This is a genomic window from Geothrix alkalitolerans (assembly GCF_022808885.1).
Taxonomy (GTDB): Bacteria; Acidobacteriota; Holophagae; order Holophagales; family Holophagaceae; genus Geothrix; species Geothrix alkalitolerans.
This window is the reverse complement of sequence record NZ_JAKZLE010000008.1, coordinates 1-22,147: the sequence shown is the minus strand read 5'-3', so window position 1 is coordinate 22,147 and position 22,147 is coordinate 1. Positions and strand designations below refer to the sequence as shown.

The following is a 22,147-nucleotide window of genomic DNA, read 5'->3' as shown; positions in this document are numbered from 1 at the left end:
GCTCCTCGTTGAGGGTGCGATGAGAGTCCCCATTATGCCGCAGCAGGGGGGCTCACGCCTCGATCGGAGTCTCTAGCAATTGCTCCAGGCTTCGTTTCAATTGTTTTAGATCGAAAGGCTTACCCAGGTGGGGTACCTGGTTGGTCTCCAGGAAGTCCCGGGTCTTCGCGTCGAAGGAATCGCCCGTGGTGTAGAGGATGCGGTGGGTGAGGGCCGGCTGCTGGGTCCGCAGCCACTCGAAGAGGTCCACGCCCGACAGCCCCGGCATGCGGATGTCGGAAACGATCAGATCGAAGGTCGCGGCCTTGAGGCGCTCGACCGCCTCCTCGCCCCGCGCGGCCGGGGTGACCTCCAATCCCCAGACCTGGAGGGCGTCCACCAGGCACTCCAGTAGGAAGGCTTCGTCGTCCACCACCAGGGCGCGGCGCCCCTGGAGCCCCGTGGTCCCGGCCGCGGGGGTCCCTGCTGCCTCCGCCGTCCCCGCGAGGGGCAGCTCCATCAGGAAGGCGTTCCCCAGGCCGGCCTGACTCCGCACCGTGAGCTGCCCGCCGTGCTGGCGGGCGATGAGGTGGGCCACCGGCAGGCCCAGGGCCTCCGGGGTCGAGGCGGAGGCGGGATCGAACAAGGCCGGAAGTTCGGCCTCTGGCAGTGGGGTGCCTGAATCCTGGACCACCACCTGGATGTGGCCGTCCACCGCGCGGGTGGCCACGCGCAGGCGCCTGACCGGGCTGGCGGCCAGGGCCTGGAGGCCGTTCAGCATCAGGTTCGTCAGGGCCTGGCGCATGAGGACCGGATCCAAAGGCGCCTCGGGCAGGGCGGGGTCCAGGCTCAGGTCCAGGTCGACCTCCATGCGCCGGGCCTTCAGTTCCACGAGGTCCACCGCCTCCTGGATGACCTGGTTGAGCTGGGTCCGCACCCGGGTGGGGGAGGGCGGGTTCAGCACCGTCTGGAGGGGATCCAGCAGGCTCTGCACCGAGTCCACGGCCTTCACCAGCCGCGCGGCCTGCTCCGCCTGGTGGGGATCCAGGGCGGATTCGGAGATGAGCCGGGCCTCCAGCAGCACGGGGGTGAGGCGGTTCGAGGCCTCGTGGAAGAGGGCCGGGACCAGCCGCCCCAGGGCCTCGTGCTTCTGGGAACGGACCAGTTGCGTCTCCAGGGCCTGGGTCTCGCTCGTATCCCGCACCAGGGCCGATATCGCCAGGACGCGGTCGTCGGCGCCCCGCACCGGGGCATAGGTGACGCTGGCGGGGAAGGTCTCCCCCGCCTTCCGGACCCGGACCGTGTCGATGTCGCGAACCACCTGGCCCCGGCTCACCTGCTGGATGACCTGGTCCAGGTCGCCCCGCTCGCCCCCGGGGGTCAATTTGCAGATGCTGCGGCCCACGATTTCCGGCCGGGAATAGCCGAAGATGCGCTCGGCGGCGGCGTTCCAGGTGAGGATCTTCCCGTCGGCGGAGAAGGACACCAGGGCCTCGCCCATGTTCTGGATGAGGCCTTCCAGGTATTTCCGGGTCTTCTGGTTGTCCTGGTTCACCCGCTCCAGCTGGGCGTAGAGCTGGGTCATCTCTTCGTTCTTCTTCTCCAGGGACTCCTTGGCCTGCTTCAGCTCGGAATAGAGCCGGGCGGTCTCCATGTTCGACTGGAGGGCGCTCTCCAGCAGCTCCTGGGGATCCGCCGCCCGGCCGGGCTGGAGGTCGGCCACGGTCACGTTGCCCTGCTTCAGGACCGTCACATCCGCCGCCGGCGCGGGTTCCGCCCCGGCCGGTTCCGGCGGGGGCGGGAGCTCCCGCAGGGTCGAGCGCACGTTGGATTCGATGAGGGCCAGCATCCCGTCGAAGTCCTTGATCTTCTTGTCCAGGTGGTACTTGCGGAAGGTGTAATCCACCGTCTCCCGGGTGATGGCCAGGAAGGTGTCCAGCACCCCGGGGCCGCGGTTGGCCACGGATTCGAAGTAGGGGACGTTGCGGAAGTTCAGGCGGCGGTTCATGACGCCCACGGCCATGGCATCCGGCAGGTCCCGCTTGTTGTACTGGAGAACAAAGGGGATCTGCTTGATGTTCAAGCGGTTGGCATTGAGGTTGTGGTACAGGTTCGACAGCGAGTCCACGTTGTCCTGCATCTTGGCTTCGCTGGAATCCGCCACGAAGACCACCCCGTCCGCCCCGCCCAGCACCACCCGCCGGCTGGCGTCGTACTGCACCTGGCCCGGCACGGTGTAGATCTGCAGGTGGATGGAGTTGCCGTAGACATAGCCCAGGTTGATGGGCAGCAGGTCGAAGAAGAGGGTGCGGTCTTCCTGGGTGTTGACGGAAAAAAGCTCTCCGCGCTGGCGGTCCGAACACATGGCGTGCAGGGACTGCAGGTTGGTCGTCTTGCCCGAGAGGCCCGGCCCGTAATAGACCAGCTTGAGCAGGATCTCATTGGCGCGGGTATTGAACTGAACCATGGGTTCGCCAGGGAAAAAGTGGAGTCAAGCCTAACACGGGCCTTCGGAAGACAAGCCGCTCCCCAGCTTTACGGCAGGCCCCGTGATAGCATGACCTTTTTCACCTTTCCGAGGTTTCCGGCGCGATGACCGTCCCGACCTATGTCGCCGTGATCATCCCGGCATCCCCGCTGGGCATGCGCGAGGCCGGCCACGCGGAAGGGGTGGGCTTCCACCCAACCGGGGGCCCACGATGACCGTCCCGACCCACGTCGCGATCATCATGGACGGCAACGGCCGTTGGGCGGCGCAGCGGGGCTGGCCCCGCATCAAGGGCCACAAGGCCGGGGTGCAGGCGGTGGAGCGGATCCTGGAGGCCGCCTCGGACGCGGGCATCCGGCACCTGAGCCTCTATGCCTTCTCCACGGAGAACTGGAAGCGCCCCCCCCAGGAGGTGGCCGCACTCATGGCCCTCCTGCGCATGTACCTCCGCATGTTCGTCCACCAGCTGGCCCGCAAGGGCATCCGCTTCCATCACCTGGGCGCCCTCGAGGGAATGCCCGACGGCATCCAGGCGGACATGCGGGCCCTGGAGAAGGCCACCGCCGGGAATCCGGGCATGACCTTCCACCTGGCCGTGAACTACGGGTCCCGCCTGGAGCTGGCCCAGGCCGCCCGGCGCTGCCTGGAGGACGGCCTCCGGCCCGACCAGGTGGACGAGACCGCCCTGGACGCCCGCCTCTGGACCGCCGGGGTGCCAGACGTGGACCTGCTCATCCGCACCAGCGGCGAGCATCGCATCTCGAACTTCCTGCTCTGGCAGTCCGCCTATGCGGAACTCTACATGACCGACCTCCTGTGGCCGGACTTCGGCCCCGCGGAGCTGAAGGAAGCGCTTGAGGACTACGCCCAACGCGAACGGCGCTTCGGGGGGATCTGATGGAACGGACCACGCCCAAGGTCGACAGGAAGAACATGACCGTGCGCATCACCACGGCCCTGGTCTTCGGAGTCTTCTTCTTCAGCCTCCTCTGGTTCGGCGACCAGCCCTGGGCGCCCTGGACCTACCTGGCCCTCATGGCCCTCGCCATCCTCGGGGGCGTCCGCGAGATGACCCTCATGGCCCGGGTGCGGGGCTTCAACCCCTCCCTGGCCGCGGGAACCCTGGTGGGCTGGGGCATCCTCGCCCATTTCTTCCTGGCCACGGGGGGCCAGGATCCCCTGCCGCTCTGGCTGGTCCTCACGATCGGGGGCCTGGTGATCCACTTCGGCGCCCTGTTCTTCGACCGGAAGCTGGAGGAGGCCCTGCCCAGCCAGGCCATCACCTGGCTCGGGGCGCTCTACATGGGCTTCGGCCTGGGCTTCCAGCAGAAGCTGTTCATGCTGCAGGGCACCCTGCCCAGGACCGGCAGCCGCCTCATCCTCGCCCTCTTCATCATCACCTGGTTCGGCGACAGCGCCGCCTACTTCGTGGGCACCTTCCTCGGCAAGCACAAGCTCGCCCCCCGGGTGAGCCCCAAGAAGAGCTGGGAGGGCGCCCTCGGCAACCTGGGCGGCAACCTGCTCGGCGCCTTCCTCATGAAGGCCACGGTCTGCTCCGAATGGTCCGTGGTGGACGCCGCGGCCCTGGGCCTCCTGCTGGGCGTCGTGGGCCAGCTGGGCGACCTGGTGGAGAGCACCTGGAAGCGCAGCGCTGGCGTGAAGGACTCCTGCGTGGGCGTGAGCATCCCCGGCCACGGCGGCGTGCTGGACCGCGTGGACAGCCTGGTGTTCGCGGCCCCGGTGCTGTTCGCTTATGTCCACTTCGTCCATGGGTTCAACTGACGTGAGACACCTCGCCCTCCTCGGCTCCACGGGGAGCATCGGCACCTCCACGCTCGATGTGGTGCGAGCCCACCCGGAGCGGCTGTCCGTGGTGGCCTTGGCCGGGGGACGGAACCGGGAGCTGTTGAAGGAGCAGTGCGACGCCTTCCGGCCCCGGTGCGTGTCCGTGGGCTCGCGGGAGGATGCGGAGTGGCTGCGGGCGAACCTGGCCTACCGGCCCGAGGTCCACTGGGGGGACGACGGCCTCCTGGCCTGCGCCCTCCATGCCGACGCCGACACGGTGGTGGCCGCCATCGTGGGCAGCGCCGGGCTGGCCAGCACCGAGGCCGCCCTGCGCGCGGGCCGCCGGGTCTGCGTGGCCAACAAGGAATCCCTGGTGGTGGGCGGCGCCCTCATGCACGAGGCGGCGCGCGCCGGCGGCGGCGAGCTGCTGCCTGTGGACAGCGAGCACGCGGCCCTGCACCAGCTGCTCGACGGCCGCGACCGGGCCTCCATCCGCGAGGTGCGCATCACCGCCAGCGGCGGGCCCTTCCGCGATTGGCCCCTGGCCCGCATCCAGGCCGCCACCATCCAGGAGGCCCTCAACCATCCCACCTGGAAGATGGGCCCCAAGATCACCATCGACAGTGCCACGCTCATGAACAAGGGCCTGGAAGTCATCGAGGCCTCGGTGCTGTTCGGCCTCACGGCGAACCAGGTCGCGGTCACCGTGCATCCCCAGAGCCAGGTGCACGCCATGGTGGGCTTCCACGACGGCAGCTACCAGCTCCAGGTCTGCGCCAACGACATGAAGCTGCCCATCCAGTACTGCCTGCTCTACCCGGAGAAGCAGCCCGGTCCCGTGGCCCCGTACCCTTGGGAAGAAGCCCGCGCCTGGACCTTCGAGGCTCCCGACCTGGCGCGCTTCCCCTGCCTGGGCCTGGCCTTCGAGGCCCTGCGGGAGGGCGGAACGGCCCCGGCCCTGCTGAATGCCGCCAACGAGGTGGCCGTGGCCGCTTTCCTCCAAGGTCAGCTGGGGTTCTGGGACATCCAGGCCTGCAACCGGGACACCCTGGCCCGGATTCCCGCCGCGCCCCTGGCCTCCCTGGGCCAGGTGCTGGATGCGGATCGGGCCGCGAGGCGTCATGCTGAAGGATGGGTCCAAGCCCGGGCCTGACCTTTCGGACGTCCATGAACCGTTTCCGCCTGCCCTTGTCGTTCAGCTTCGCTTTCGTTGCCGCCTTCCTGTTCGCCTTCAAGCTGCCCGGAGCCGGGTTCTGGGGCCCCGTGCTCATGCTGGGCGGCCTCATCTTCCTCCACGAGGGCGGCCACTTCCTGGCGGCCAAGTGGATGGGCATGCCGGTCGAGGTCTTCTCCCTGGGCTTTGGCCCCCGCCTGATCGGCTTCAAGTGGCGGGAGACGGATGTGCGCCTCTCCCTGCTGCCCCTGGGCGGCTACGTGAAGCTGGCCGGCTTCAACCCCGAGGAACCCGGCGCCGAGGATCCCTACGGTTTCCTCCAGCAGCCCTTCGGCAAGCGCATGCTCTTCTACAGCGGCGGCATCCTGGCCAACCTGGCCACCACGCTGGTGCTCTTCGGCCTCGTGGGCGTCCACCAGGCCCGCGTCACCAAGGTGCAGGAGACCTGGACCGTGGTGGAGGTGGTGCCCGGCAGCGCCGCGGAGCAGGGCGGCCTCAAGGTGGGCGACGAGCTGCGCGGCATCGGCGACCTGAGCTTCCCCGGCGCCCAGTGGGAGGCGGCCGTGGCCTACATCCAGGCCCACCCGGACCAGCCCGTGCCCTTCCGCCTCACCCGGGACGGCAAGCCCATGGAATTCCCGCTCACGCCCAGGGCCGAGGGCGGCAAGGGCCGCCTGGGCTTCATGCCCCTGCCCGTGGCCACCCCCCTGGAGTTCCGCCCCTTCCAGGCGGGCGACCTGTGGACCGGCAGCCGCTATGCGGTGGAGACCTCCTGGCGGCTCACGGGCCAGGTCTTCGGCTTCCTAAGGCGCCTGGTCACCTTCCAGGCCAAGAGCGCCGAGGTGGCAGGTCCCATCGGCATCATCAAGCAGGGCAGCAAGGCCGCCCAGCATGGCTGGGAGACCTTCCTCTTCATGTGCGGGGCCATCAGCCTCCAACTCGCCATCCTCAACGCCCTGCCCATCCCGGCCCTGGACGGCGGCCACATGGCGCTGCTGGCCTTCGAGCGGGCGCGGCGGAAGGATCTCACCATCGAGCTGAAGGAGAAGATCCTCACGGGCGGCTTCATCCTCCTGGCCTCCCTCATGGCGCTGGTGATCTTCCTGGACCTGATGAAGCTGCGGAAGTAGCGGAAGCCTCGTCCCGCGCGCCGCCCCCGGCCCGCGGCAGCAGCACGCGGAAGGTGGTGCCCCGCCCGGGAGCCGTGTCCACCTGCAAGGTCCCCCGGTGCTGCCGGACGATGTTGTGGACCATGGCCAGCCCCAGGCCGGTACCGTGGCCCGAAGCCTTGGTGGTGAAGAACGGCTCGAAGATGTCGGGCACCAGCCCGGGCGCCATGCCGGCGCCGGTGTCGGCCACGTGGATGCCCACGTACTGGCCCGGCTCCGCCTCGTTCCAGGCCGCGCAATCCCCATCCACCAGCGTCCAGTTGGTGGTCTCGAGCCGGATCCGGCCCGGCCCCTCGATGGCATCCCGGGCGTTGGCCACCAGGTTCGTCAGCACCTGCTCGAGCTGGGTGGAGTCCGCCAGCGCGGGCCACAGGTTCGCGGCCGGCTCCCAGTCGATCCGGATGCGCTCGCCCGCCAGCCGGCCCAGGACGGGCAGGAGCTCCGCCACGGCCCGGTTGAGATCCACCTCCTTCGCCTCCAGCGCCCGCCGCCGGGCGAAGCCCAGCATCCGGGAGGTGAGGTCCGCCGAGTGGCGGGCCGCCTTGACGATCTCCTCCAGGTACCTCCGCTCGGGCCGGTCCGTCCCCATCCGGTCCAGGGCCAGGTCGGCGTTCGCGAGGATCACCCCCAGCATGTTGTTGTAGTCATGGGCCACGCCCCCCGCGAAGCGCCCGATGGATTCCAGCTTCTGCGCCTCGAAGAGCTGGGCCTGGAGCTTCGCCCGCTCCCGGGTGTGGCTGTCCTGCTCCGTGATGTCCCGCGCGATGCCCAGCACGCCGATGAGGGCGCCGGAGCGGTCCCGCATGGGCGTCTTCAAGGTCTCGAGCAGGATGCGGCCGCCGCCGTCCGCCAGGGTGACCCACTCCTCGTTGGCCCGGGGGCCCCCCGCGTCCATGGCCTCCCGGTCCTTCTGCCGGAAGAAGTCCGCCTCCTCCTTCGGGAGGAAGTCATGGTCGGTTCTCCCCTGGATGGCGGCCTCCGGGACCCCGAAGAACCGCTCGAAGGCCGGGTTGCAGGCGAGGTAGACGCCTTGGGGATCCTTCAACCACACCATGTCGGGAATGGCGTGGATCAGCGTGCGGAACTGGGCCTCTCGGTGGGCCACGCGGGCCACCAGGCGCCGCACCATGAGGAACAGCATCGTGGCGGTGACGGCCACGAAGGCCCAGCCCTTGAGGATGCTCAGGACGGTCATCCAGGCCGGATCTGTCGTGAGGGCCTGCACCAGGCGGTCCGAGAACAGGATCCAGGCGGCCGAGAGGATCGCGTAGGTCAGCGCGATCCGGGCTGCGCCGGTGACGGCGGCCTCCGGTGGCGTCGGGCGGAACGGGCTGGATTCGGGCATGGGAAGGTCCAGTCGATTCAAAGACTAACGCAGATCCTCGCCGGAGACCGTGGCTCTTCAATCTTTTCCCCAGCCCGGCACGGCCTCTCCCGCGGGGGCATCCAACCGGTGTCCCCGGAGGTTCCTTGCGCGCCGCCCTCGCCCTCTTCCTCGCCCTGTCCCTGCCCGCCGCCGAAAGGAAGGTCCCCATGTCCCTGCACGAGATCACCCTCCGCACCCTGGACGGAAAGCCCCAGTCCCTGGCCGCCTACCAGGGCAAGGTCGTGCTGGCCGTGAACGTGGCCAGCGAGTGCGGGTTCACGCCCCAGTACGCGGGGCTGCAGAAGCTCTACGCGGACTACAAGGACCGCGGCCTGGTGGTGCTCGGCTTCCCCTGCAACCAGTTCGGCGCCCAGGAGCCCGGCACCGCGGCCCAGATCGAGAGCTTCTGCCAGAAGAACTACGGCGTGACCTTCCCCCTCTTCGAGAAGCTGGACGTGAAGGGCGCGCACCAGGCCCCCGTGTACCAGTTCCTCACCGCCAAGCACGGCGAGCCCGCCTGGAACTTCCACAAGTACCTCGTGGGCAAGGACGGCCAGGTGCTCCAGGCCTTCCCCAGCAAGGTCGCCCCCGACAGCCCCGACCTTCGCGCCGCCATCGAGGCGGCCCTGAAGTAGCTACTTCGTCGAAATGACGGCCGCCGGCGGCGTCTCGCGCATCTCGACGTAGAGGGCCTTCACCCCGTTGATGAGGAACTGCATGGCCACGGCGGCCAGGATGAGGCCCATGAGCTTGTTCACCACCTTGGTGCCGATGGCGCCCAGGCGGGCGAAGACGGCCGGCGCCTTGCGCAGGAAGAGGTAGACGATCCAGGTGTTCAGGAGGATGGCCAGCAGCACCACGCCGTACTCCAGCCAGCCGATGCCCGCGATCATGCCCATCACGGTGGACAGCGTGCCGGGGCCCGCCACCAGCGGGATGCCGAAGGGGATGATGGCGAAATCCTCAGGCAGCTTGCGGCTGGCCTCGGCCTTCTCGTCCTCGGTGCTGCGCTCGCGGGGATCCTCGCCGTAGAGCATGGCGATGGCGCGGTAGAGCACCAGCACCCCGCCCACGAAGCGCATGGCCAGGGCCGTGAAGCCGAAGAGGCTGAAGATGAACTGGCCCACCAGGGCGAAGGCCAACATGGCCGCGCCCGCCGTGAGCGCAGCCTTCTTCGCGCTGCGGCGCAGGGCCGGCTGCTCCATGCCCGTGGTGGCGCTGGCGAAGATGGCCGCGGCGCTGATGGGGTTCAGCACCGAGAACAGCGACGTGGCCACGCCGAGGGCGAAGGACAAGGTGGGCAGGGGGCCGAGGTGGGGCATGGCCCACTGTACCCGCTACCATGACCCCATGCGCGACCTCGAGGCCCTGCGGGAGCAGCACCAGCGCCGCCTGGCCTGGATGCCCTGGCTGTACTTCGCCCTCAAGCCCCGCCACCGGGCCTGGGCCGAGGCCTGGCAGGCCGACGTGCAGGCGCGCCTCGTGGCCCAGGAGACCGTGACCCTCGGCGCGGGCTGCTTCATCGCGCCCGATGCCGCCATCTTCGGCGAGCCCGGGCGTGGCATCGTGATGGGCGACCGCTGCGCCATCGCCGCCCAGGCCTTCCTGCACGGCCCCCTCACCCTGGGCGATGATGTCAGCGTGAACGCCGGTGCCCGGCTCGACGGCGGGCGCAAGGGCATCACCATCGGCGACGGCACGCGCATCGCCAGCGGGGCGGCGATCTACGCCTTCGATCATGGGATGAAGCCGGACCGCGACCTCAAGGACCAGCCCGTGCGCTCCCGCGGCATCCGCCTCGGACGCGATGTCTGGATCGGCGCCAACGCCGGCGTCACGGATGGCGTCACCATCGGCGACCACGCCGTGGTGGCCATGGGGGCCGTGGTCACGAAGGACGTGCCCGAATGGGCCATCGTCGCCGGGGTGCCCGCGGTGGTGGTGGGGGATCGCCGCCAACGCTGATCGCGTCGTCCCCTGCCACGCCCGTGGGATCCGATGTTGCATTTCGCGCGACGCCCCGACGCCTTCAGGCAGCCAACCATCCTGATTGCTCCACTTCCCCATCTGGCACGGGTCGTGAACTTCCTTCGTCGCGGGGCAACCCGCCCCGTCCCCGCAAGGAGGTCCCATGCGCCGTCTGGCCCTGCTCGCCCTCGCCACCCTCGCCGCCTTCCCCCTCTCGGCCCACAGCCCCTGGCGCCGCCCCTCCCGCCGCGTGGTGATCGTGGAACGGGACGCCTGCCGGGATTCCTACCGCCGCTGGGACGACGACCGCTGGGAACAGCGGGGCGACTACCCCGAAGCCTGTGTCCGGCCCTATCGCGACGAGGACTGTGATGAGGGCCGCCTGGTCCTCCGGCCGCTGCCCCGGCCTCTGCCTCGGCCCCTGGCACGCCCCCTGGCCGCCCCCTTCCAGGCCCGTGTGGAGCTGTGGTTCCGCTGAGCCGGGCGATCCAGCCGCCCGCGGATTCGACAGCCCTTGTCCCATGGGTGGGCCCAAGCTGGAAGGGTTCCTCCCCTCTTCCAAACTTTTTTCGTGATTCCGCCTTGACGAAAGCGAATAAAAGACGAATATTTTGGAAACGGGATTGACGGAGCCCCCATGCGGACCTCTTTTCGCAGTTTCGGCTACAAGTTCAGCGGCTACTTCATGGAGTACGGCCCCATCGAGGCCGAAAGCCTCGAGGCGGCCAAGGCCCAGATCCGCCAGCGCCTGGGCGTGAGCCGCCTCCCCCTGGGCTTCCAGGTCTGGGACCTCTCCGAGCGCCCCCTCACCCGCTGGCGGGTGGCCGCCGCCAGCTGATTCAGGCCTGACGGGCCTTCCACCAGGCCGCGCCTTCGGCCACGTCCTGCGTGATCTGGGCCCGGAGCTCCTCCACGGAGGCGAACCGGGCCTCGCCGCGGAGACGGTGGAGGAAGCGCAGGTGGAGGCGGGCGCCGTAGAGGTCGCCCTCGAAGCCCGGCAGGTGGGTTTCCACGGTGAGACGGCGGCCTTCGAAGGTGGGCTTTTCGCCCACGTTGGTGAGTCCCAGGCGGGGGGCTCCCAGCGAAGGATGGTGGTGCGGCAGGAAGGCTTCGGTCACGTAGACGCCGTAGGCCGGCAGCTGCTCCTGGTCCCAGGCCAGGTTCGCCGTGGGGAAGCCCAGGTGCCGGCCCCGGCGGTCGCCTTCCACCACCACGCCCGTGAGGGTGTAGGGGTGACCCAGCAGCTCGGCGGCGGCCTCCACCTCGCCCCGATCCAGGGCCTCCCGGATGCGGGTGCTGGAGAGGCGCCCGCCATCCGGGGCGCGCAGGGCCAGGGTGTGCACGGCGCAGCCGTGCTCGGCGCCCCAGGCCTCCAGGGTGTCCACGTTGCCGCTGCGGTCCCGCCCGAAGCAGAAGGCCCGCCCCACGTGCAGCTCCACGGGCGAAAGGGCCCGGCGCACGCCGCCCAGGAAGGCCGCGGGACTCAGCTCCGAGAAGGCCCGGCTGAAGGGGATCACCCAGGCCAGATCCATCCCCTCGGACTCGAAGGCCTCCAGGCGCTGCTCCAAGGTCATCAGCAGCTTCGGCTTGCGCTGGGGCGCCACCACCACCGCGGGGTGCGGGTCGAAGGTGACCACGGCCGCGCGCAGGCCCGCGGACCGGGCCCGGCTGGCGGCGATGCGCAGCAGCTCCCGGTGGCCCGCGTGGACGCCATCGAAGGTCCCCAGGGTGACGATGGAGGGCCCCGCGGCGGGGGCCGCCTCCAGGGTGTGGCGCCAGACCTGCATCATTCGGCGCCGTCCTGCTCCGCGGGCCAGGCCAGGCTGGCCACCACGCTGCCGGCCAGGATCGCGGCGATGATCAGCAGGCTGTACTGCACGGGGATGTGCACCCAGTTGGCGACGCACATCTTCACGCCCACGAAGGCCAGCACCATAGCCAACCCGGTCTTCAGGCGATGGAAGCGGTCCATCATCTTGGCCAGCAGGAAGTAGAGGCTCCGCAGGCCCAGGATGGCGAAGATGTTCGAGGTGTAGACCACGAAGGGATCGCGGCTCACCGCCAGCACCGCCGGGATGGAATCCACCGCGAAGACCAGGTCCGTCACCTCGATGGTGATGAGCACCAGCAGCATGGGCGTGGCGAAGCGACGGCCTTCTCTGTACGACCAGAAGTGCTCGTGGCCGCCCCGCTCGTCGTAGGGCACGAAGCGGCGGAAGGCCCGCACCATGGGGTTCTGGGTGGGATCGGGATCCTCGCCCTTCACCAGCAGCATCTTCACGCCGGTGTAGAGGAGGAAGCCCCCGAAGACATACATCATCCACTCGAAGCGGTTCAGCAGGGCCGTGCCCGCGAGGATCATCGCGGCCCGCATGACCAGGGCCCCCAGCACACCCCAGAACAGCACCCGGTGCTGGTGCCGCAGGTCCACCTGGAAGCTCTGGAACACCAGGACGAACACGAAGAGGTTGTCGACGCTGAGGGACTTCTCCAGCACGTAGCCCGTGAACCACTCCAGCCCCTTCTGGGTGCCCTCCGTCTGGAAGATCACCGCGTTGAAGATGAGGGCCAGCGTGATCCAGACCGCGCTCCAGATCCCGGCCTCCCGCATGCTGGGCGCGTGGATCTTCCGGTTGAACACGCCCAGATCCAACGTGAGCATCAGGAACACGAAAGCGTGGAAGCCCCCCCAGGCCCACCAGGGAGCGGCTTGCAGCAGGGCGTCGACCAAGGAGTCCTCCAGGACATCCAGCTTATCGAATGCCGGAAGCCCCCTGGCCAGGGGGAGCGCTCTCCCGTGGGATGCCCATGGGATGCCCATGGGATGATGATGCCCGTGAGCCTCCCCCGACTCTTCCTCGCCCCCCCGGCTGACGCCGCCGAGAACCTCACCCTGCCCTTGGGCGCCGAGGCCGCGCGTCACCTGCGCGCCCTGCGCCTCCAGCCCGGCGATGCCCTGGAGCTGGTCCTGGGGGATCAGCCCTGGAAGGCGGACCTGGCCGAGCTGGACCGGGGCCGGGCGGTGGCCCGCCTGGTGGCCCCCCTGCACGAGGACCGCGAGCCGCCCATCCCCCTTCAGGCCTGCCTGCCGATCCCCGCGCAGCTCAGCCTCTTCGACGACTGGCTGGCGCCGCTGGTGGAGCTCGGCGTCACGCTCATCCAGCCCGTGGCCTACGCCCGCAGCGAGTTCGATGCCGCCAAGACCGCCGCCCGCGCCGAGCGCTGGGCGCGGATCCTCCAGTCCGCCTGCGAGCAGAGCCACCGCAGCCGTCTGCCCGAGCTCCGCCCGACCATCCCCTTCCCGGCGCTACCGGCCTGGGACGCGCCCCAGAAGTGGGTGGCCTACGAGCTGGCCACGGACCAGGCCAACCCGGACCTGCGCCGGGAGGCCCTGGCCTTCACCTGCGGGCCCGAAGGGGGCATCACGGATGCCGAGTATGCCGCCCTGTCCGCCGCCGGCTGGTGCCCCGTGAGCCTGGGCCGCAGCATCCTCCGCGCCGTCACCGCCCCCGTGGCCCTGCTGGGGGCCGTGCAGTTCGAGCTGGGAAGGTCCCCCGACAAACCCCATCTTGCGAGGTAAACTGAAGGCTCCCTCCGGAGTCTTCATGCGCGTGCTGCCGTTCCTCCTGGCCACGGTTTCCCTTCTTGCCCAGGCGGCGCCCCCCGTGCCGGAAGGGCCCCTTCGCGCCCACCTGGCCTTCCTGGCGGACGACCTGCTGGAGGGCCGCGGCACCGGGCAGCGGGGGGCCGAGCTGACCGTGCGCTACCTGGAGACCCAGCTGCAGGCCCTGGGCCTGAAGCCCGTCCAGGGAACGACGTACCGGCAGGCCGTCCCCCTGCTGGGGCTCCGCACCCTCCCCGAGCGCAGCATCCTCAGCTTCATGGGCGGCGGGGCCTGCGCCACGCCCGCCTTCGGCCCGGCCATCGTCTACGGTTCCGGCGTCGCCAGGGCCGAGCAGGCCTTCGATGCGCCCGTGGTCTTCGCGGGCTTCGGCATCCATTCCCCCTCGGACCGCTGGGATGACTTCAAGGGCATGGATCTGACGGGCAAGGTCCTGCTGGTGCTCGTGAACGAACCCGCCCCCACCCCCGAGGAGCCGGGACGGTTCGAGGGCCCCGACCTCAGCTACTTCGGCCGCTGGACCTACAAGTTCGAGGAGGCCGCCCGCCAGGGCGCCGCCGGCATCCTGCTCGTCCATACCACCCCCTCCGCCAGCTATGGCTGGCCCGTGGTGCGCAACGGCTGGGACGCGGAGCGCTTCCGGCTGGCCAAGGGCCCCGAGGGGGCGCCGCTCGAGGGCTGGGTCACCGAGGACGTGGCCCGGGCCCTGGTGAAGCAGGGGGGAGGGGACCTCGACGCCCTCCGGGTCGCCGCCCAGCGCCGCGACTTCCGCCCCGTGCCCCTGGACCTGCGCCTCAAGGGCACCCTCGCCAGCGCGGTGCGCACCCTCGACCAGTTCAACGTGGCCGGCGTGATCCCCGGCGCCGACCCGGCCCTCAAGGAAGAGGTCGTCATCTATTCCGCCCACTGGGACCACCTAGGCCAGGGCGCCGCCCCGGCCCCGGACAGCCACCCGGGTCACGAGGGCGACGGCATCTACAACGGCGCCGTGGACAATGCCTCGGGCTGCGCGGCCCTGCTCGCCATGGCCCAGACCGCCGTCCACACCCCCGCCCGGCGCAGCCAGATGTTCCTCTTCGTCTGCGGGGAAGAGCAGGGGCTGCTGGGTTCCAAGGCCTACGCCGCCAGCCCCCTCTGGCCCCTGGCGAAGACGGCGGCGGACCTGAACCTGGACAGCCTCAACTTCGTGGCTCCCGCCCGGGACATCGGCCTGCCCTTCGGCAACCGCAGCACCCTCGGCGACCTGGGCGCCGCCGTGGCCAAGGCCTCGGGCCTCGCCGTCGCCTCCAGCCGACCCGACACCGCCGGCGGCTACTTCCGCTCGGACCACTTCAGCTTCGTCCAGGCGGGCGTGCCTGCGCTTTCCGTGGGCGGCGGCCGCGACTACCTGGGCGCCGACCCCGCCACCCTCAAAGCCAAGGCCGCAGCCTATGGCCAGCGCTACCACCAGGTCACCGACGAATACGACCCCACCTGGGACCTGCGCGGCATGCTCCAGCAGGCCCAGTTCACCCTCGACCTCGGCCAAGCCGTCGCCAACGCCCCCACCAAACCCACCTTCAAAGCCGCCCGCTAGCCCCACCCCCATCCGCCTTTTTTTAGTCTGCCTAATCAGTCACCCTGCCTCTGTAGTCCTGGGGGATTTTCAACACTTACCATCCCCACCCCCCGAACTAGACGAACCTCGAACCCATCCCCCCTCATCGTCCAATTCAAAGTTAGGCACACTCGGCGTCCTCCCTTCGTCTTCTGGGTCTGGTCCTTCTCAATCGGGTTTCGGGTTCGGCCCCCCTGGCTTCGCTGGTCGTGAATCTCTCGGGCCTGGCTGTCTCGGCTGCTCATGAATGGCGGGCTTGCGCCGGTGCGCCCTTTCGTCGTTCTCCTGCGGGGGTCGCGGTGAATCCATCGGCTTCCCATGGCATCCTGGCTTCGCCATTCCTCAACTCGCTCCACCGTTGGCGCAATCCGCTTTGGTTCTTTGCCTTTGGGCTCGTCTGCGTGAATGCCCGTCCTTGTTCGGTCGGCATTCCCTTCAGCCGTTCTCATCCCAGCGTCTCGGCAGCTCGCGTGGGCTCCAGTTTCATGGGGTGCCTAACCTCTCGCTCAACCCGGACCCCGCCTGCATTGCCTTCCGCTCTATCTCAACTTCCCGCTTCCTCGGCTCTGCTCAGTGCCTCGGTGCAGGCGGGGCCGGTTAGCTTTTTTCGTTAGGCGTCACTTGAGTCAGTCAGAAGAAACAAGGTACCTGACACTCGACCTCCTGCTCCGGTCTGGAGTGGATCTGTCTCCGCTTGTCGGAGCTTTTGGGGAGCGTGTCTTCACTGTCTACAACGGCTCCGATGAGGCCGGCGGGTTCTATGCAGTCCTTGAACCGCCACACGGCTCTGAGCTCAGCGAAAGCCCGGACGATCACGCCAAATACATAGCAGGCTTAGTCGAAGACCTGCCTGGTTCGCTCTTACCGTCTTGGCTCACTTGTTCAGAAAGGACCTTCGATTTTGGCTTCGAGAGCGGCACACAGCCTGCATCACTCTCTTACAACTTCGATCCCTCCACACTTCAAAGAATCACTGAAATTGGCGCCAACCTTCGCATCACCATTTACCCCGTTCCGGTGGCGCCTAACCCTTAGCTCAACTCGGACCCCGCCTGCATTGCGTTTTGCTCTCTCTCAACTCCCTGCTTCCTCGGCTTCGCTCAGCGCCTCGGTGCAGGCGGGGCCGGTTAGCCACATTCGTTAGGCTGCAGGGTTTCTCATGAGGTAATGCATGGATGCTCTCCAAACAATCATCACAAGCGTACTAGCCGCCGGCACGGCGATTCTCGCCTCACATCTAACTAACAAGGCTAATCTTGAGCGCCTCGACCATCAGGCAAAACTAGATCATGAAAAGGAACGCGACAAGGCGCTGCGTGAGATGCGTGAACAAATTTATCATGCAATTTTCAACTGGACTGGAACGACAACATCAAGACATGTTGCATTTATTTCCTTGATACAAGGCCGATCAACATGGGATCAGTACCTAGAACATACAGGTAATGTCAAAGAGAATCCGGATATCCAAGTTGGCATCATTGAGTACCGTGTGAATGCCTACTTTCCGGATTTGGTCCCACACTGGGTGACTCTCATGAGCGCCTTTCGTGCTCTTGCTGCTGTCTGGGTAGCATATGCATCAGCCAAGAATTTTGGAAAAGAAAACGAACTAAATCTTCATGAACCAGCAAAGCAGGCCATAGATTCCTTCATTAAGGCAACTGATGAATTCAAAAAGAAAATCCTCACTTCATCAGCAGCCTAACCCCTAGCTCAACTCGGACCCCGCCTGCATTGCCTTTCGCTCTCTCTCCGCTTCTCGCTTTCTCGGCTCCGCTCACCGCCTCGGCGCAGGCGGGGCCGGTTAGCTTCATTCGTTAGGCGTTACCCATGAAATCGCTACTCGGGATGGTCATTCCACTCATGGCCTGCACACCACCGGCTCCTTCACCAGAGTCATATCGACCGCTGAAAGTTGATTCCCGTGATTATTGGGAACCAACGTTGAAATCAGTTCCGACTGGATTCAAGTTCCCATCAAACCCCGCCACCTCGGAGAAGGTGGTTATTGATGTCGATACTCAGATTGATAAGCAGGGACACCCAACTGCTGCAAAAGCTATAGCACAATCATCTGCCTTTGCTTTACCCGCCGAAAACTATGTTATGGCGTGCGAATTTCAACCCGCCAAATTCGATGGGAAGTGGACAGATTGTACATTTAGAATCAAAGTAATCTTCAACACACCTAAACACGAAATCCACTTACGCACTAACAACGACAAGCAGTTTCGACCACTCGATTCTCAATAATCCAGCCCGTAACGCCTAACCCTCAGCTCAACTCGGACCCCGCCTGCATTGCCTTCCGCTCTATCTCAACTTCTCGCTTCCTCGGCTCCGCTCATCGCCTCGGTGCAGGCGGGGCCGGTTAGCTTCATTCGTTAGGCCTCTTCAACCACCTCATCAGGAGATCACATGCACGATGAAGGTCTGATCCACATCTACATCTCCAAGATCCAGACAATCGCTGCAAAGGCACTTGCAGGCGAGCCCTTCGAATCTCCAACCGAGAATGTGGTTATTGAAGCAGTCAGCCACATCAAGGGAGTCAAGACCAGTAACCCACTTGAAAACCTTCAGGCATTTGCGGGTCGCCTTAATCTGCTCGCAGAGATCACGCACCCGAGCCAGCCGAAATATCAGGCAACTATTCAATACGCCTGCGAACTCGTCCGAAAACAGGTGGCCTCCCTGTAGATCGGCCTAACCCTCCGCTCAAGTCGGACCCCGCCTGCATTGCTTTCCGTTCTCTCTCAGCATTTTACTATCTCGGCTCTGCTCGTCGTCTCGGTGCAGGCGGGGCCGCTTAGCTTCCTTCGTTAGGCATTCTTCCTATGAGCGCAGAACAAGATTCCTTCCTCGAAAACAGATCTTTCGCGGACACCTCGCCCGCGATGCAGTACGTTGCCTTTTTGGACGTTCTCGGGTTCAGCAATAAAGTTCTCAACAATTTTGAAGACACTATTGAACAATATCAGCTCTTAATTAATAGCTGGAATTTCCATTACGAACATGCCAATGAAGTGCCTCTTACAATTTATTCTGACTCACTCTTATTGACGAGCCCGAACTTGGCTCACATCACAGAAGCCGTCAACACCCTACAGATGCTCACAATGTGGAATGACTGCCTTCTTCGTGGCGGGATCGCATTTGGAAAACATGTTGAACTCAGGGATGGTTCTAACACCTATGTTGTAAGTGAAGCATTAACGTTAGCCGCAAAAACTGAGAACGAAGTGTCGCATCCCTGTATCTCTCTTCATGAAAGCGTGACTGTCCCTGATACCTGGTGGAATCCAAACATTCCCAATCTCCATCGCCGTGTCTTCTTCTTTGATGGGCTTCGAATTGTTAATCCGTTTAACATTGTTTGGTACCGATCTGCTTCAGTTCGGGTCTCTCAGTTAGCAATAGATTCGCCCGCTCATAAGAAGAAGTTCGACTGGTTTCTCGCTCTGCACGAAGCCGTCTCCTCGAAAACTCCACTTATCCCAACTCAAATGTAACGGCGAATGCCTAACCCTCCGCTCAACTCGGACCCCGCCTGCATTGTCTTCCGCTCTCTCTCAACTTCTTGCTTCCTCGGCTCCGTTCAGCGCTTCGGCGCAGGCGTGGCCGGTTAGCTTCATTCGTTAGGCGTCTACCAAAGACAGCAGGTCACCATCGTGGCAATCACAATCAAATCTTCCCAGGAACTGGAACACCTCTTAGACGGACTCTCTTCCGATATCGTTGATTGCATTCATTATCGCAAATTATTTTTAGCTATTAACAACGAAATTATCAACTTCCCTGATGTCTTTGCACAGTCTAACACTTTTTGGCACTATACAACGCGATCACTAAGCGATTCCTCCCTAAATGCACTATGTCGCGTGTTCGACACAGAAGATTCAGCGTTAAGCCTTCCAAATTTACTAACAATAATAACCGATAATCTTCATTGCTTTTCTGAGCAGGACTTCAGGGCTCGTCTAGCTAAAAATCCATTCGTTGAAAGTCTAGCTGAATCATCGAGGGCTCCAGACTCAAACCAGCTCGCAAGTGATATCGAAGCTTGTTCTACTTCCAATCCTCTGGTTCAAAAATTACTAATTTGGCGAAACAATATTTTCGCTCATCGTGGTGCGAAATCAACTTTAAAAAATTTCGCAATATTGTCATCAAACGAAATTACATGGGATGAAGTTGTTGAACTCTCAACGATGGCAATTCAAATCTATAATCGATACCTATCCTTATTCAAAGCTGCCACATGGTCTACGATGCTGATGGGCGAAACAGACTTTATTTCTCTACTTCGCTTTGCCCAGGCCGGTCTTGATCAACACCGCCATAACATAGACAACGAAACTGCGCCTTATCTCAATGACGCTCCTCCGGCCCACGCCTAACCTCTCGCTCAACCCGGACCCCGCCTGCATTGCCTTTCGCTCTCTCTCAACTTCTCGCTTCCTCGGCTCCGCTCATCGCCTCGGTGCAGGCGGGGCCGGTTAGCTTCATTCGTTAGGCCATCACCCATCGCTCATCTTCATTGATGGCGTTTTCGCCTGGAGTTCACGCATGTCGAAGGTTCGCACCAAATCACAAGTCGAGCTGAGACGAGGCGCTGCCTGGTTCTTCGGCGGTCTTGCCGTAACCATCCTTACCTACACATTTGCAACCAACGGTGGTGGCGGCCCATACATGGTCGCTTGGGGTCCAGTCGTCTTTGGCCTATTCCTATTACTCAAGGGCCTGATTGGGGTGCTGTCGGGTGATTCAGAACTTGCTCCCGTCCTCGAAGAACAAACGCCGGCATCACCAGATGGCAAGTGTCCAAGCTGCAATTCAATGAATCCGCCCAAACGGCAGTATTGCCAAACCTGTGGCCGGTACATGCTGGCCTAACCCTTAGCTCAACTCGGACCCCGCCTGCATTGCCTTCCGTTCTCTCTCAACACTTCGCTTCCTCGGCTTCGCTCAGCGCCTCGGTGCAGGCGGGTCCGGTTAGCTTCATTCGTTAGGCGGCTACACCTATGGCTGTCGATCAACCAAACGTAATCGACATCGTGGCCATCCGACCAGGCGAACCACTGACTCGCCTTGTGATTGCTGATCACCTGGATTGGACTCTCGAAGACGAGCACCTTCTTGCACTCCAAGCCAAGTTGAACGCCTACCTAGCATTCGTTGAGAGTGGTCAACTCTCCCGAGAATACCCAGGAACCGGGGGCAATTTGGTTCGAATAGAAGTAGCCTTTCTCCACGAACCCTCACAGCAAGCGAAAGAAAACTTTCTCCCCAAAGCTGCTCAAATAATCGAAAAAGCCGGTCTTTCGTTCTCCTGGCAAGTAAAGGCCGGCGCCGCCTAACCCCTCGCTCAACTCGGACCCCGCCTGCATTGCCTTCCGCTCTCTCTCAACGTTCCGCTTCCTCGGCTCCGCTCAGCGCCTCGGTGCAGGCGGGGCCGGTTACCTTCATTCGTTAGGCGTTACCAAAGGCCGGGCTCTATCTGGCTTCGAAACCGTTCGGCCGGCAAAGCAACACCGTTCAGGGGTTCCCACCCACTCTCGCCAAGACTCTTGTCATCATCACCCGTCTTGGTCGGTACCCTGGGGCCACGCCCAGCCTTTCAAGACTTCTCGCCTTACGCCCCCTCGGTCTTTCCGAGTCCAAGAACGCCAGGTTCCGCGGCTTGAGGCGCGCAAAGATCTCATGCAGCGTCTCGCCTAACCTTCCGCTCAACTCGGACCCCGCCTGCATTGCCTTCCGCTCTCTCTCAACTTCTCGCTTCCTCGGCTTCGCTCAGTGCCTCGGTGCAGGCGGGGCCCGGTTAGCTTCATTCGTTAGGGCTTACCAATTCCTCAACATTCGATAGGGATTCACATATGAAATACGCATTCAAATACATGGTAATACTTCCTCTATTAATTTCAATACCATCCATTTCATGCAAAAGAGAAAAATCACAAATCAAAAATATCTCTTCGAAATCAGATCTTTTTCTCACCCAAGCCAGCCATCAGCCTGTAAGCAATATCGAACAAAAATTGCCACTATTATTTTCCTCATCATGGGTAACATCTTTTGATCAAGGTACGCCCGAGAATACCCTTAAAAAGCTTAAACCAATTTTAGAGGAAATTAATCAAAGCCCGGAGAAATATCTAAATTGCACGGAAATGGAAGAAGGCTTTGCAATATGTATGTCTTTTGAGAAATTTTGGAAAAATCTAGGTGATGATTGGGGCCCGGGAACTGCAAAAGTATGGGGTGCTTTTTTAAACAAATATCCAGAGTCGTTTTACAGCGAAAGAGCAGAGTGGCATCGCTCAGTTTCAAGTAGAATCTTTTACAGTTGCGAGGAACCTTCGAGTGGGGATTATTTCGGTGACGTTTCCACTTATACTTCATATATTCAAAAATTTTCTAAGTCAAAATATAAATCAAAATATATTGATTACAGCAATTATTTCTTAGCCAGATCCTATTATGCACTTTCTACTAAATTTACACCGGGTGGAGAAAAATACGACGAACTGAAAAAGGATGAATGCGAACGTATTTCAGTTAAATTCAAGCTGCAATCTGATTCGATCTTGAAATCATTATCTGAAAGTGAGATCCCGGATATCCAATCTAACGCCAAAGAAATTCTCTTACTTGTTCCCACGAAAGATGGGAAAGCTCCTGGTTTTAGGATTTCACCTGAATACACCTTAGATTGACCCATCGTATCGCCACGCCCTAACCCTGCGCTCAACTCGGACCCAACCTGCACGGACTACTTTCTTCTCTCTTGTTCACGTCTTTCTCGTCTCTGTTTAGCTTTCGGCCGCAGGTTGGGCCGGTTAGCTTCATTCGTTAGGCGTCTCGCATGTACGCGCTCTGGCCCAAACAACCGATCTCCCTACCATTAGGGCTCGTTGTCGTTGGTGCGCTCTCTGCCGTGGTCACGTTGGCCACTTCTTGGGTCAAAACACCACGAATCCAGGTAGATATCCTGTA

Annotated in this window: 23 protein-coding genes; 18 read left to right on the top strand and 5 right to left on the bottom strand. The window is 63.7% G+C overall.

Annotated features, from left to right (window positions below):
• Positions 1–52: 52 nt before the first annotated feature.
• Positions 53–2,446, bottom strand: coding sequence for a PAS domain S-box protein (locus tag MLJ35_RS14470; protein WP_243384910.1), 2,394 nt, complete (start codon positions 2,444–2,446; stop codon positions 53–55).
• Between the two features lie 232 nt (positions 2,447–2,678).
• On the opposite strand from MLJ35_RS14470, the gene uppS reads away from it, so the two are divergent.
• Genes uppS through MLJ35_RS14450 form a run of 4 tightly spaced genes read left to right on the top strand, consistent with a single transcriptional unit; the run spans position 2,679 to position 6,556 of the window.
• Positions 2,679–3,365: a polyprenyl diphosphate synthase gene (gene uppS / locus MLJ35_RS14465; RefSeq protein ID WP_243384909.1), complete on the top strand. Its 687-nt coding sequence runs from the start codon at positions 2,679–2,681 to the stop codon at positions 3,363–3,365.
• Positions 3,365–4,249, top strand: a complete 885-nt coding sequence (locus MLJ35_RS14460; RefSeq protein ID WP_243384908.1) for a phosphatidate cytidylyltransferase — start codon at positions 3,365–3,367, stop codon at positions 4,247–4,249. The genes uppS and MLJ35_RS14460 overlap by 1 nt, the downstream gene beginning before the upstream one ends.
• A gap of 1 nt (position 4,250) precedes the next feature.
• Entirely contained in the window at positions 4,251–5,405 is a 1,155-nt protein-coding gene (dxr, locus tag MLJ35_RS14455) for a 1-deoxy-D-xylulose-5-phosphate reductoisomerase (protein WP_243384907.1), read from the top strand.
• 14 nt (positions 5,406–5,419) lie between these two features.
• Positions 5,420–6,556, top strand: a complete 1,137-nt coding sequence (locus MLJ35_RS14450) for a M50 family metallopeptidase (protein ID WP_243384906.1) — start codon at positions 5,420–5,422, stop codon at positions 6,554–6,556.
• Here the strand turns inward: MLJ35_RS14450 and MLJ35_RS14445 are convergent.
• Positions 6,510–7,940: a two-component system sensor histidine kinase NtrB gene (locus MLJ35_RS14445; RefSeq protein ID WP_243384905.1), complete on the bottom strand. Its 1,431-nt coding sequence runs from the start codon at positions 7,938–7,940 to the stop codon at positions 6,510–6,512. The two genes, MLJ35_RS14450 and MLJ35_RS14445, sit on opposite strands and share 47 nt — an antisense overlap.
• Positions 7,941–8,128: 188 nt before the next feature.
• Between MLJ35_RS14445 and MLJ35_RS14440 the strand changes: the two genes are divergently transcribed.
• On the top strand, positions 8,129–8,596 hold the full coding sequence (locus MLJ35_RS14440; RefSeq protein ID WP_420843050.1) for a glutathione peroxidase: 468 nt from the start codon (positions 8,129–8,131) through the stop codon (positions 8,594–8,596).
• Here MLJ35_RS14440 and MLJ35_RS14435 read toward each other — a convergent pair whose 3' ends face one another.
• Positions 8,597–9,283, bottom strand: a complete 687-nt coding sequence (locus tag MLJ35_RS14435; RefSeq protein WP_243325020.1) for a MarC family protein — start codon at positions 9,281–9,283, stop codon at positions 8,597–8,599.
• On the opposite strand from MLJ35_RS14435, the gene MLJ35_RS14430 reads away from it, so the two are divergent.
• The 3 genes from MLJ35_RS14430 to MLJ35_RS14420 all read left to right on the top strand — a co-directional run bounded on the left by MLJ35_RS14430 (position 9,282) and on the right by MLJ35_RS14420 (position 10,767).
• Positions 9,282–9,926 (top strand): acyltransferase, encoded by a 645-nt coding sequence (locus MLJ35_RS14430; protein ID WP_243384903.1) that lies wholly within the window; start codon positions 9,282–9,284, stop codon positions 9,924–9,926. The two genes, MLJ35_RS14435 and MLJ35_RS14430, sit on opposite strands and share 2 nt — an antisense overlap.
• Positions 9,927–10,092: 166 nt before the next feature.
• Complete coding sequence (locus MLJ35_RS14425; protein WP_243384902.1) at positions 10,093–10,407, top strand: hypothetical protein; 315 nt, start codon at positions 10,093–10,095, stop codon at positions 10,405–10,407.
• A 159-nt stretch (positions 10,408–10,566) separates the two neighbouring features.
• Positions 10,567–10,767: a hypothetical protein gene (locus tag MLJ35_RS14420; RefSeq protein WP_243288494.1), complete on the top strand. Its 201-nt coding sequence runs from the start codon at positions 10,567–10,569 to the stop codon at positions 10,765–10,767.
• 1 nt (position 10,768) lies between these two features.
• Here the strand turns inward: MLJ35_RS14420 and MLJ35_RS14415 are convergent, their stop codons facing one another.
• Positions 10,769–11,719 (bottom strand): bifunctional riboflavin kinase/FAD synthetase, encoded by a 951-nt coding sequence (locus tag MLJ35_RS14415; RefSeq protein WP_243384901.1) that lies wholly within the window; start codon positions 11,717–11,719, stop codon positions 10,769–10,771.
• Positions 11,716–12,660, bottom strand: a complete 945-nt coding sequence (locus MLJ35_RS14410; RefSeq protein ID WP_243384900.1) for a TerC family protein — start codon at positions 12,658–12,660, stop codon at positions 11,716–11,718. The genes MLJ35_RS14415 and MLJ35_RS14410 overlap by 4 nt, the downstream gene beginning before the upstream one ends.
• Positions 12,661–12,765: 105 nt before the next feature.
• On the opposite strand from MLJ35_RS14410, the gene MLJ35_RS14405 reads away from it, so the two are divergent.
• The 10 genes from MLJ35_RS14405 (at position 12,766) to MLJ35_RS14365 (ending at position 21,867) form a co-directional block, all read left to right on the top strand.
• Entirely contained in the window at positions 12,766–13,509 is a 744-nt protein-coding gene (locus MLJ35_RS14405) for an RsmE family RNA methyltransferase (protein WP_243384899.1), read from the top strand.
• A 25-nt stretch (positions 13,510–13,534) separates the two neighbouring features.
• Positions 13,535–15,127 (top strand): M28 family peptidase, encoded by a 1,593-nt coding sequence (locus MLJ35_RS14400; RefSeq protein WP_243384898.1) that lies wholly within the window; start codon positions 13,535–13,537, stop codon positions 15,125–15,127.
• A gap of 1,192 nt (positions 15,128–16,319) precedes the next feature.
• Complete coding sequence (locus tag MLJ35_RS14395; protein ID WP_243384897.1) at positions 16,320–16,856, top strand: hypothetical protein; 537 nt, start codon at positions 16,320–16,322, stop codon at positions 16,854–16,856.
• Between the two features lie 125 nt (positions 16,857–16,981).
• The gene (locus MLJ35_RS14390; protein WP_243384896.1) at positions 16,982–17,404 is read left to right on the top strand and encodes an energy transducer TonB; all 423 of its coding nucleotides are present in this window, start codon (positions 16,982–16,984) and stop codon (positions 17,402–17,404) included.
• Between the two features lie 165 nt (positions 17,405–17,569).
• Positions 17,570–17,851, top strand: a complete 282-nt coding sequence (locus MLJ35_RS14385; RefSeq protein ID WP_243384895.1) for a hypothetical protein — start codon at positions 17,570–17,572, stop codon at positions 17,849–17,851.
• Between the two features lie 197 nt (positions 17,852–18,048).
• The gene (locus MLJ35_RS14380) at positions 18,049–18,663 is read left to right on the top strand and encodes a hypothetical protein (protein ID WP_243384894.1); all 615 of its coding nucleotides are present in this window, start codon (positions 18,049–18,051) and stop codon (positions 18,661–18,663) included.
• A gap of 159 nt (positions 18,664–18,822) precedes the next feature.
• On the top strand, positions 18,823–19,551 hold the full coding sequence (locus tag MLJ35_RS14375) for an AbiU2 domain-containing protein (protein ID WP_243384893.1): 729 nt from the start codon (positions 18,823–18,825) through the stop codon (positions 19,549–19,551).
• 169 nt (positions 19,552–19,720) lie between these two features.
• Positions 19,721–20,047 carry a hypothetical protein gene (locus tag MLJ35_RS14370; protein ID WP_243384892.1) on the top strand — a complete coding sequence of 109 codons (327 nt, stop codon included), beginning with the start codon at positions 19,721–19,723 and terminating at the stop codon, positions 20,045–20,047.
• A 128-nt stretch (positions 20,048–20,175) separates the two neighbouring features.
• Positions 20,176–20,511 carry a DUF6572 domain-containing protein gene (locus tag MLJ35_RS16265; protein ID WP_420843048.1) on the top strand — a complete coding sequence of 112 codons (336 nt, stop codon included), beginning with the start codon at positions 20,176–20,178 and terminating at the stop codon, positions 20,509–20,511.
• A gap of 516 nt (positions 20,512–21,027) precedes the next feature.
• On the top strand, positions 21,028–21,867 hold the full coding sequence (locus MLJ35_RS14365; protein WP_243384891.1) for a hypothetical protein: 840 nt from the start codon (positions 21,028–21,030) through the stop codon (positions 21,865–21,867).
• The last annotated feature ends 280 nt before the right edge of the window (positions 21,868–22,147 follow it).

Coding starts and splice junctions, on each gene's coding strand:
- MLJ35_RS14470 (WP_243384910.1), bottom strand. CDS start 2,446: ATGGTTCAGTTCAATACCCGCGCCAATGAGATCCTGCTCAAGCTGGTC.
- uppS (WP_243384909.1), top strand. CDS start 2,679: ATGACCGTCCCGACCCACGTCGCGATCATCATGGACGGCAACGGCCGT.
- MLJ35_RS14460 (WP_243384908.1), top strand. CDS start 3,365: ATGGAACGGACCACGCCCAAGGTCGACAGGAAGAACATGACCGTGCGC.
- MLJ35_RS14450 (WP_243384906.1), top strand. CDS start 5,420: ATGAACCGTTTCCGCCTGCCCTTGTCGTTCAGCTTCGCTTTCGTTGCC.
- MLJ35_RS14445 (WP_243384905.1), bottom strand. CDS start 7,940: ATGCCCGAATCCAGCCCGTTCCGCCCGACGCCACCGGAGGCCGCCGTC.
- MLJ35_RS14440 (WP_420843050.1), top strand. CDS start 8,129: ATGTCCCTGCACGAGATCACCCTCCGCACCCTGGACGGAAAGCCCCAG.
- MLJ35_RS14430 (WP_243384903.1), top strand. CDS start 9,282: ATGGCCCACTGTACCCGCTACCATGACCCCATGCGCGACCTCGAGGCC.
- MLJ35_RS14435 (WP_243325020.1), bottom strand. CDS start 9,283: ATGCCCCACCTCGGCCCCCTGCCCACCTTGTCCTTCGCCCTCGGCGTG.
- MLJ35_RS14425 (WP_243384902.1), top strand. CDS start 10,093: ATGCGCCGTCTGGCCCTGCTCGCCCTCGCCACCCTCGCCGCCTTCCCC.
- MLJ35_RS14420 (WP_243288494.1), top strand. CDS start 10,567: ATGCGGACCTCTTTTCGCAGTTTCGGCTACAAGTTCAGCGGCTACTTC.
- MLJ35_RS14415 (WP_243384901.1), bottom strand. CDS start 11,719: ATGATGCAGGTCTGGCGCCACACCCTGGAGGCGGCCCCCGCCGCGGGG.
- MLJ35_RS14400 (WP_243384898.1), top strand. CDS start 13,535: ATGCGCGTGCTGCCGTTCCTCCTGGCCACGGTTTCCCTTCTTGCCCAG.
- MLJ35_RS14395 (WP_243384897.1), top strand. CDS start 16,320: ATGGATGCTCTCCAAACAATCATCACAAGCGTACTAGCCGCCGGCACG.
- MLJ35_RS14390 (WP_243384896.1), top strand. CDS start 16,982: ATGAAATCGCTACTCGGGATGGTCATTCCACTCATGGCCTGCACACCA.
- MLJ35_RS14385 (WP_243384895.1), top strand. CDS start 17,570: ATGCACGATGAAGGTCTGATCCACATCTACATCTCCAAGATCCAGACA.
- MLJ35_RS14380 (WP_243384894.1), top strand. CDS start 18,049: ATGCAGTACGTTGCCTTTTTGGACGTTCTCGGGTTCAGCAATAAAGTT.
- MLJ35_RS14370 (WP_243384892.1), top strand. CDS start 19,721: ATGTCGAAGGTTCGCACCAAATCACAAGTCGAGCTGAGACGAGGCGCT.
- MLJ35_RS16265 (WP_420843048.1), top strand. CDS start 20,176: ATGGCTGTCGATCAACCAAACGTAATCGACATCGTGGCCATCCGACCA.
- MLJ35_RS14365 (WP_243384891.1), top strand. CDS start 21,028: ATGAAATACGCATTCAAATACATGGTAATACTTCCTCTATTAATTTCA.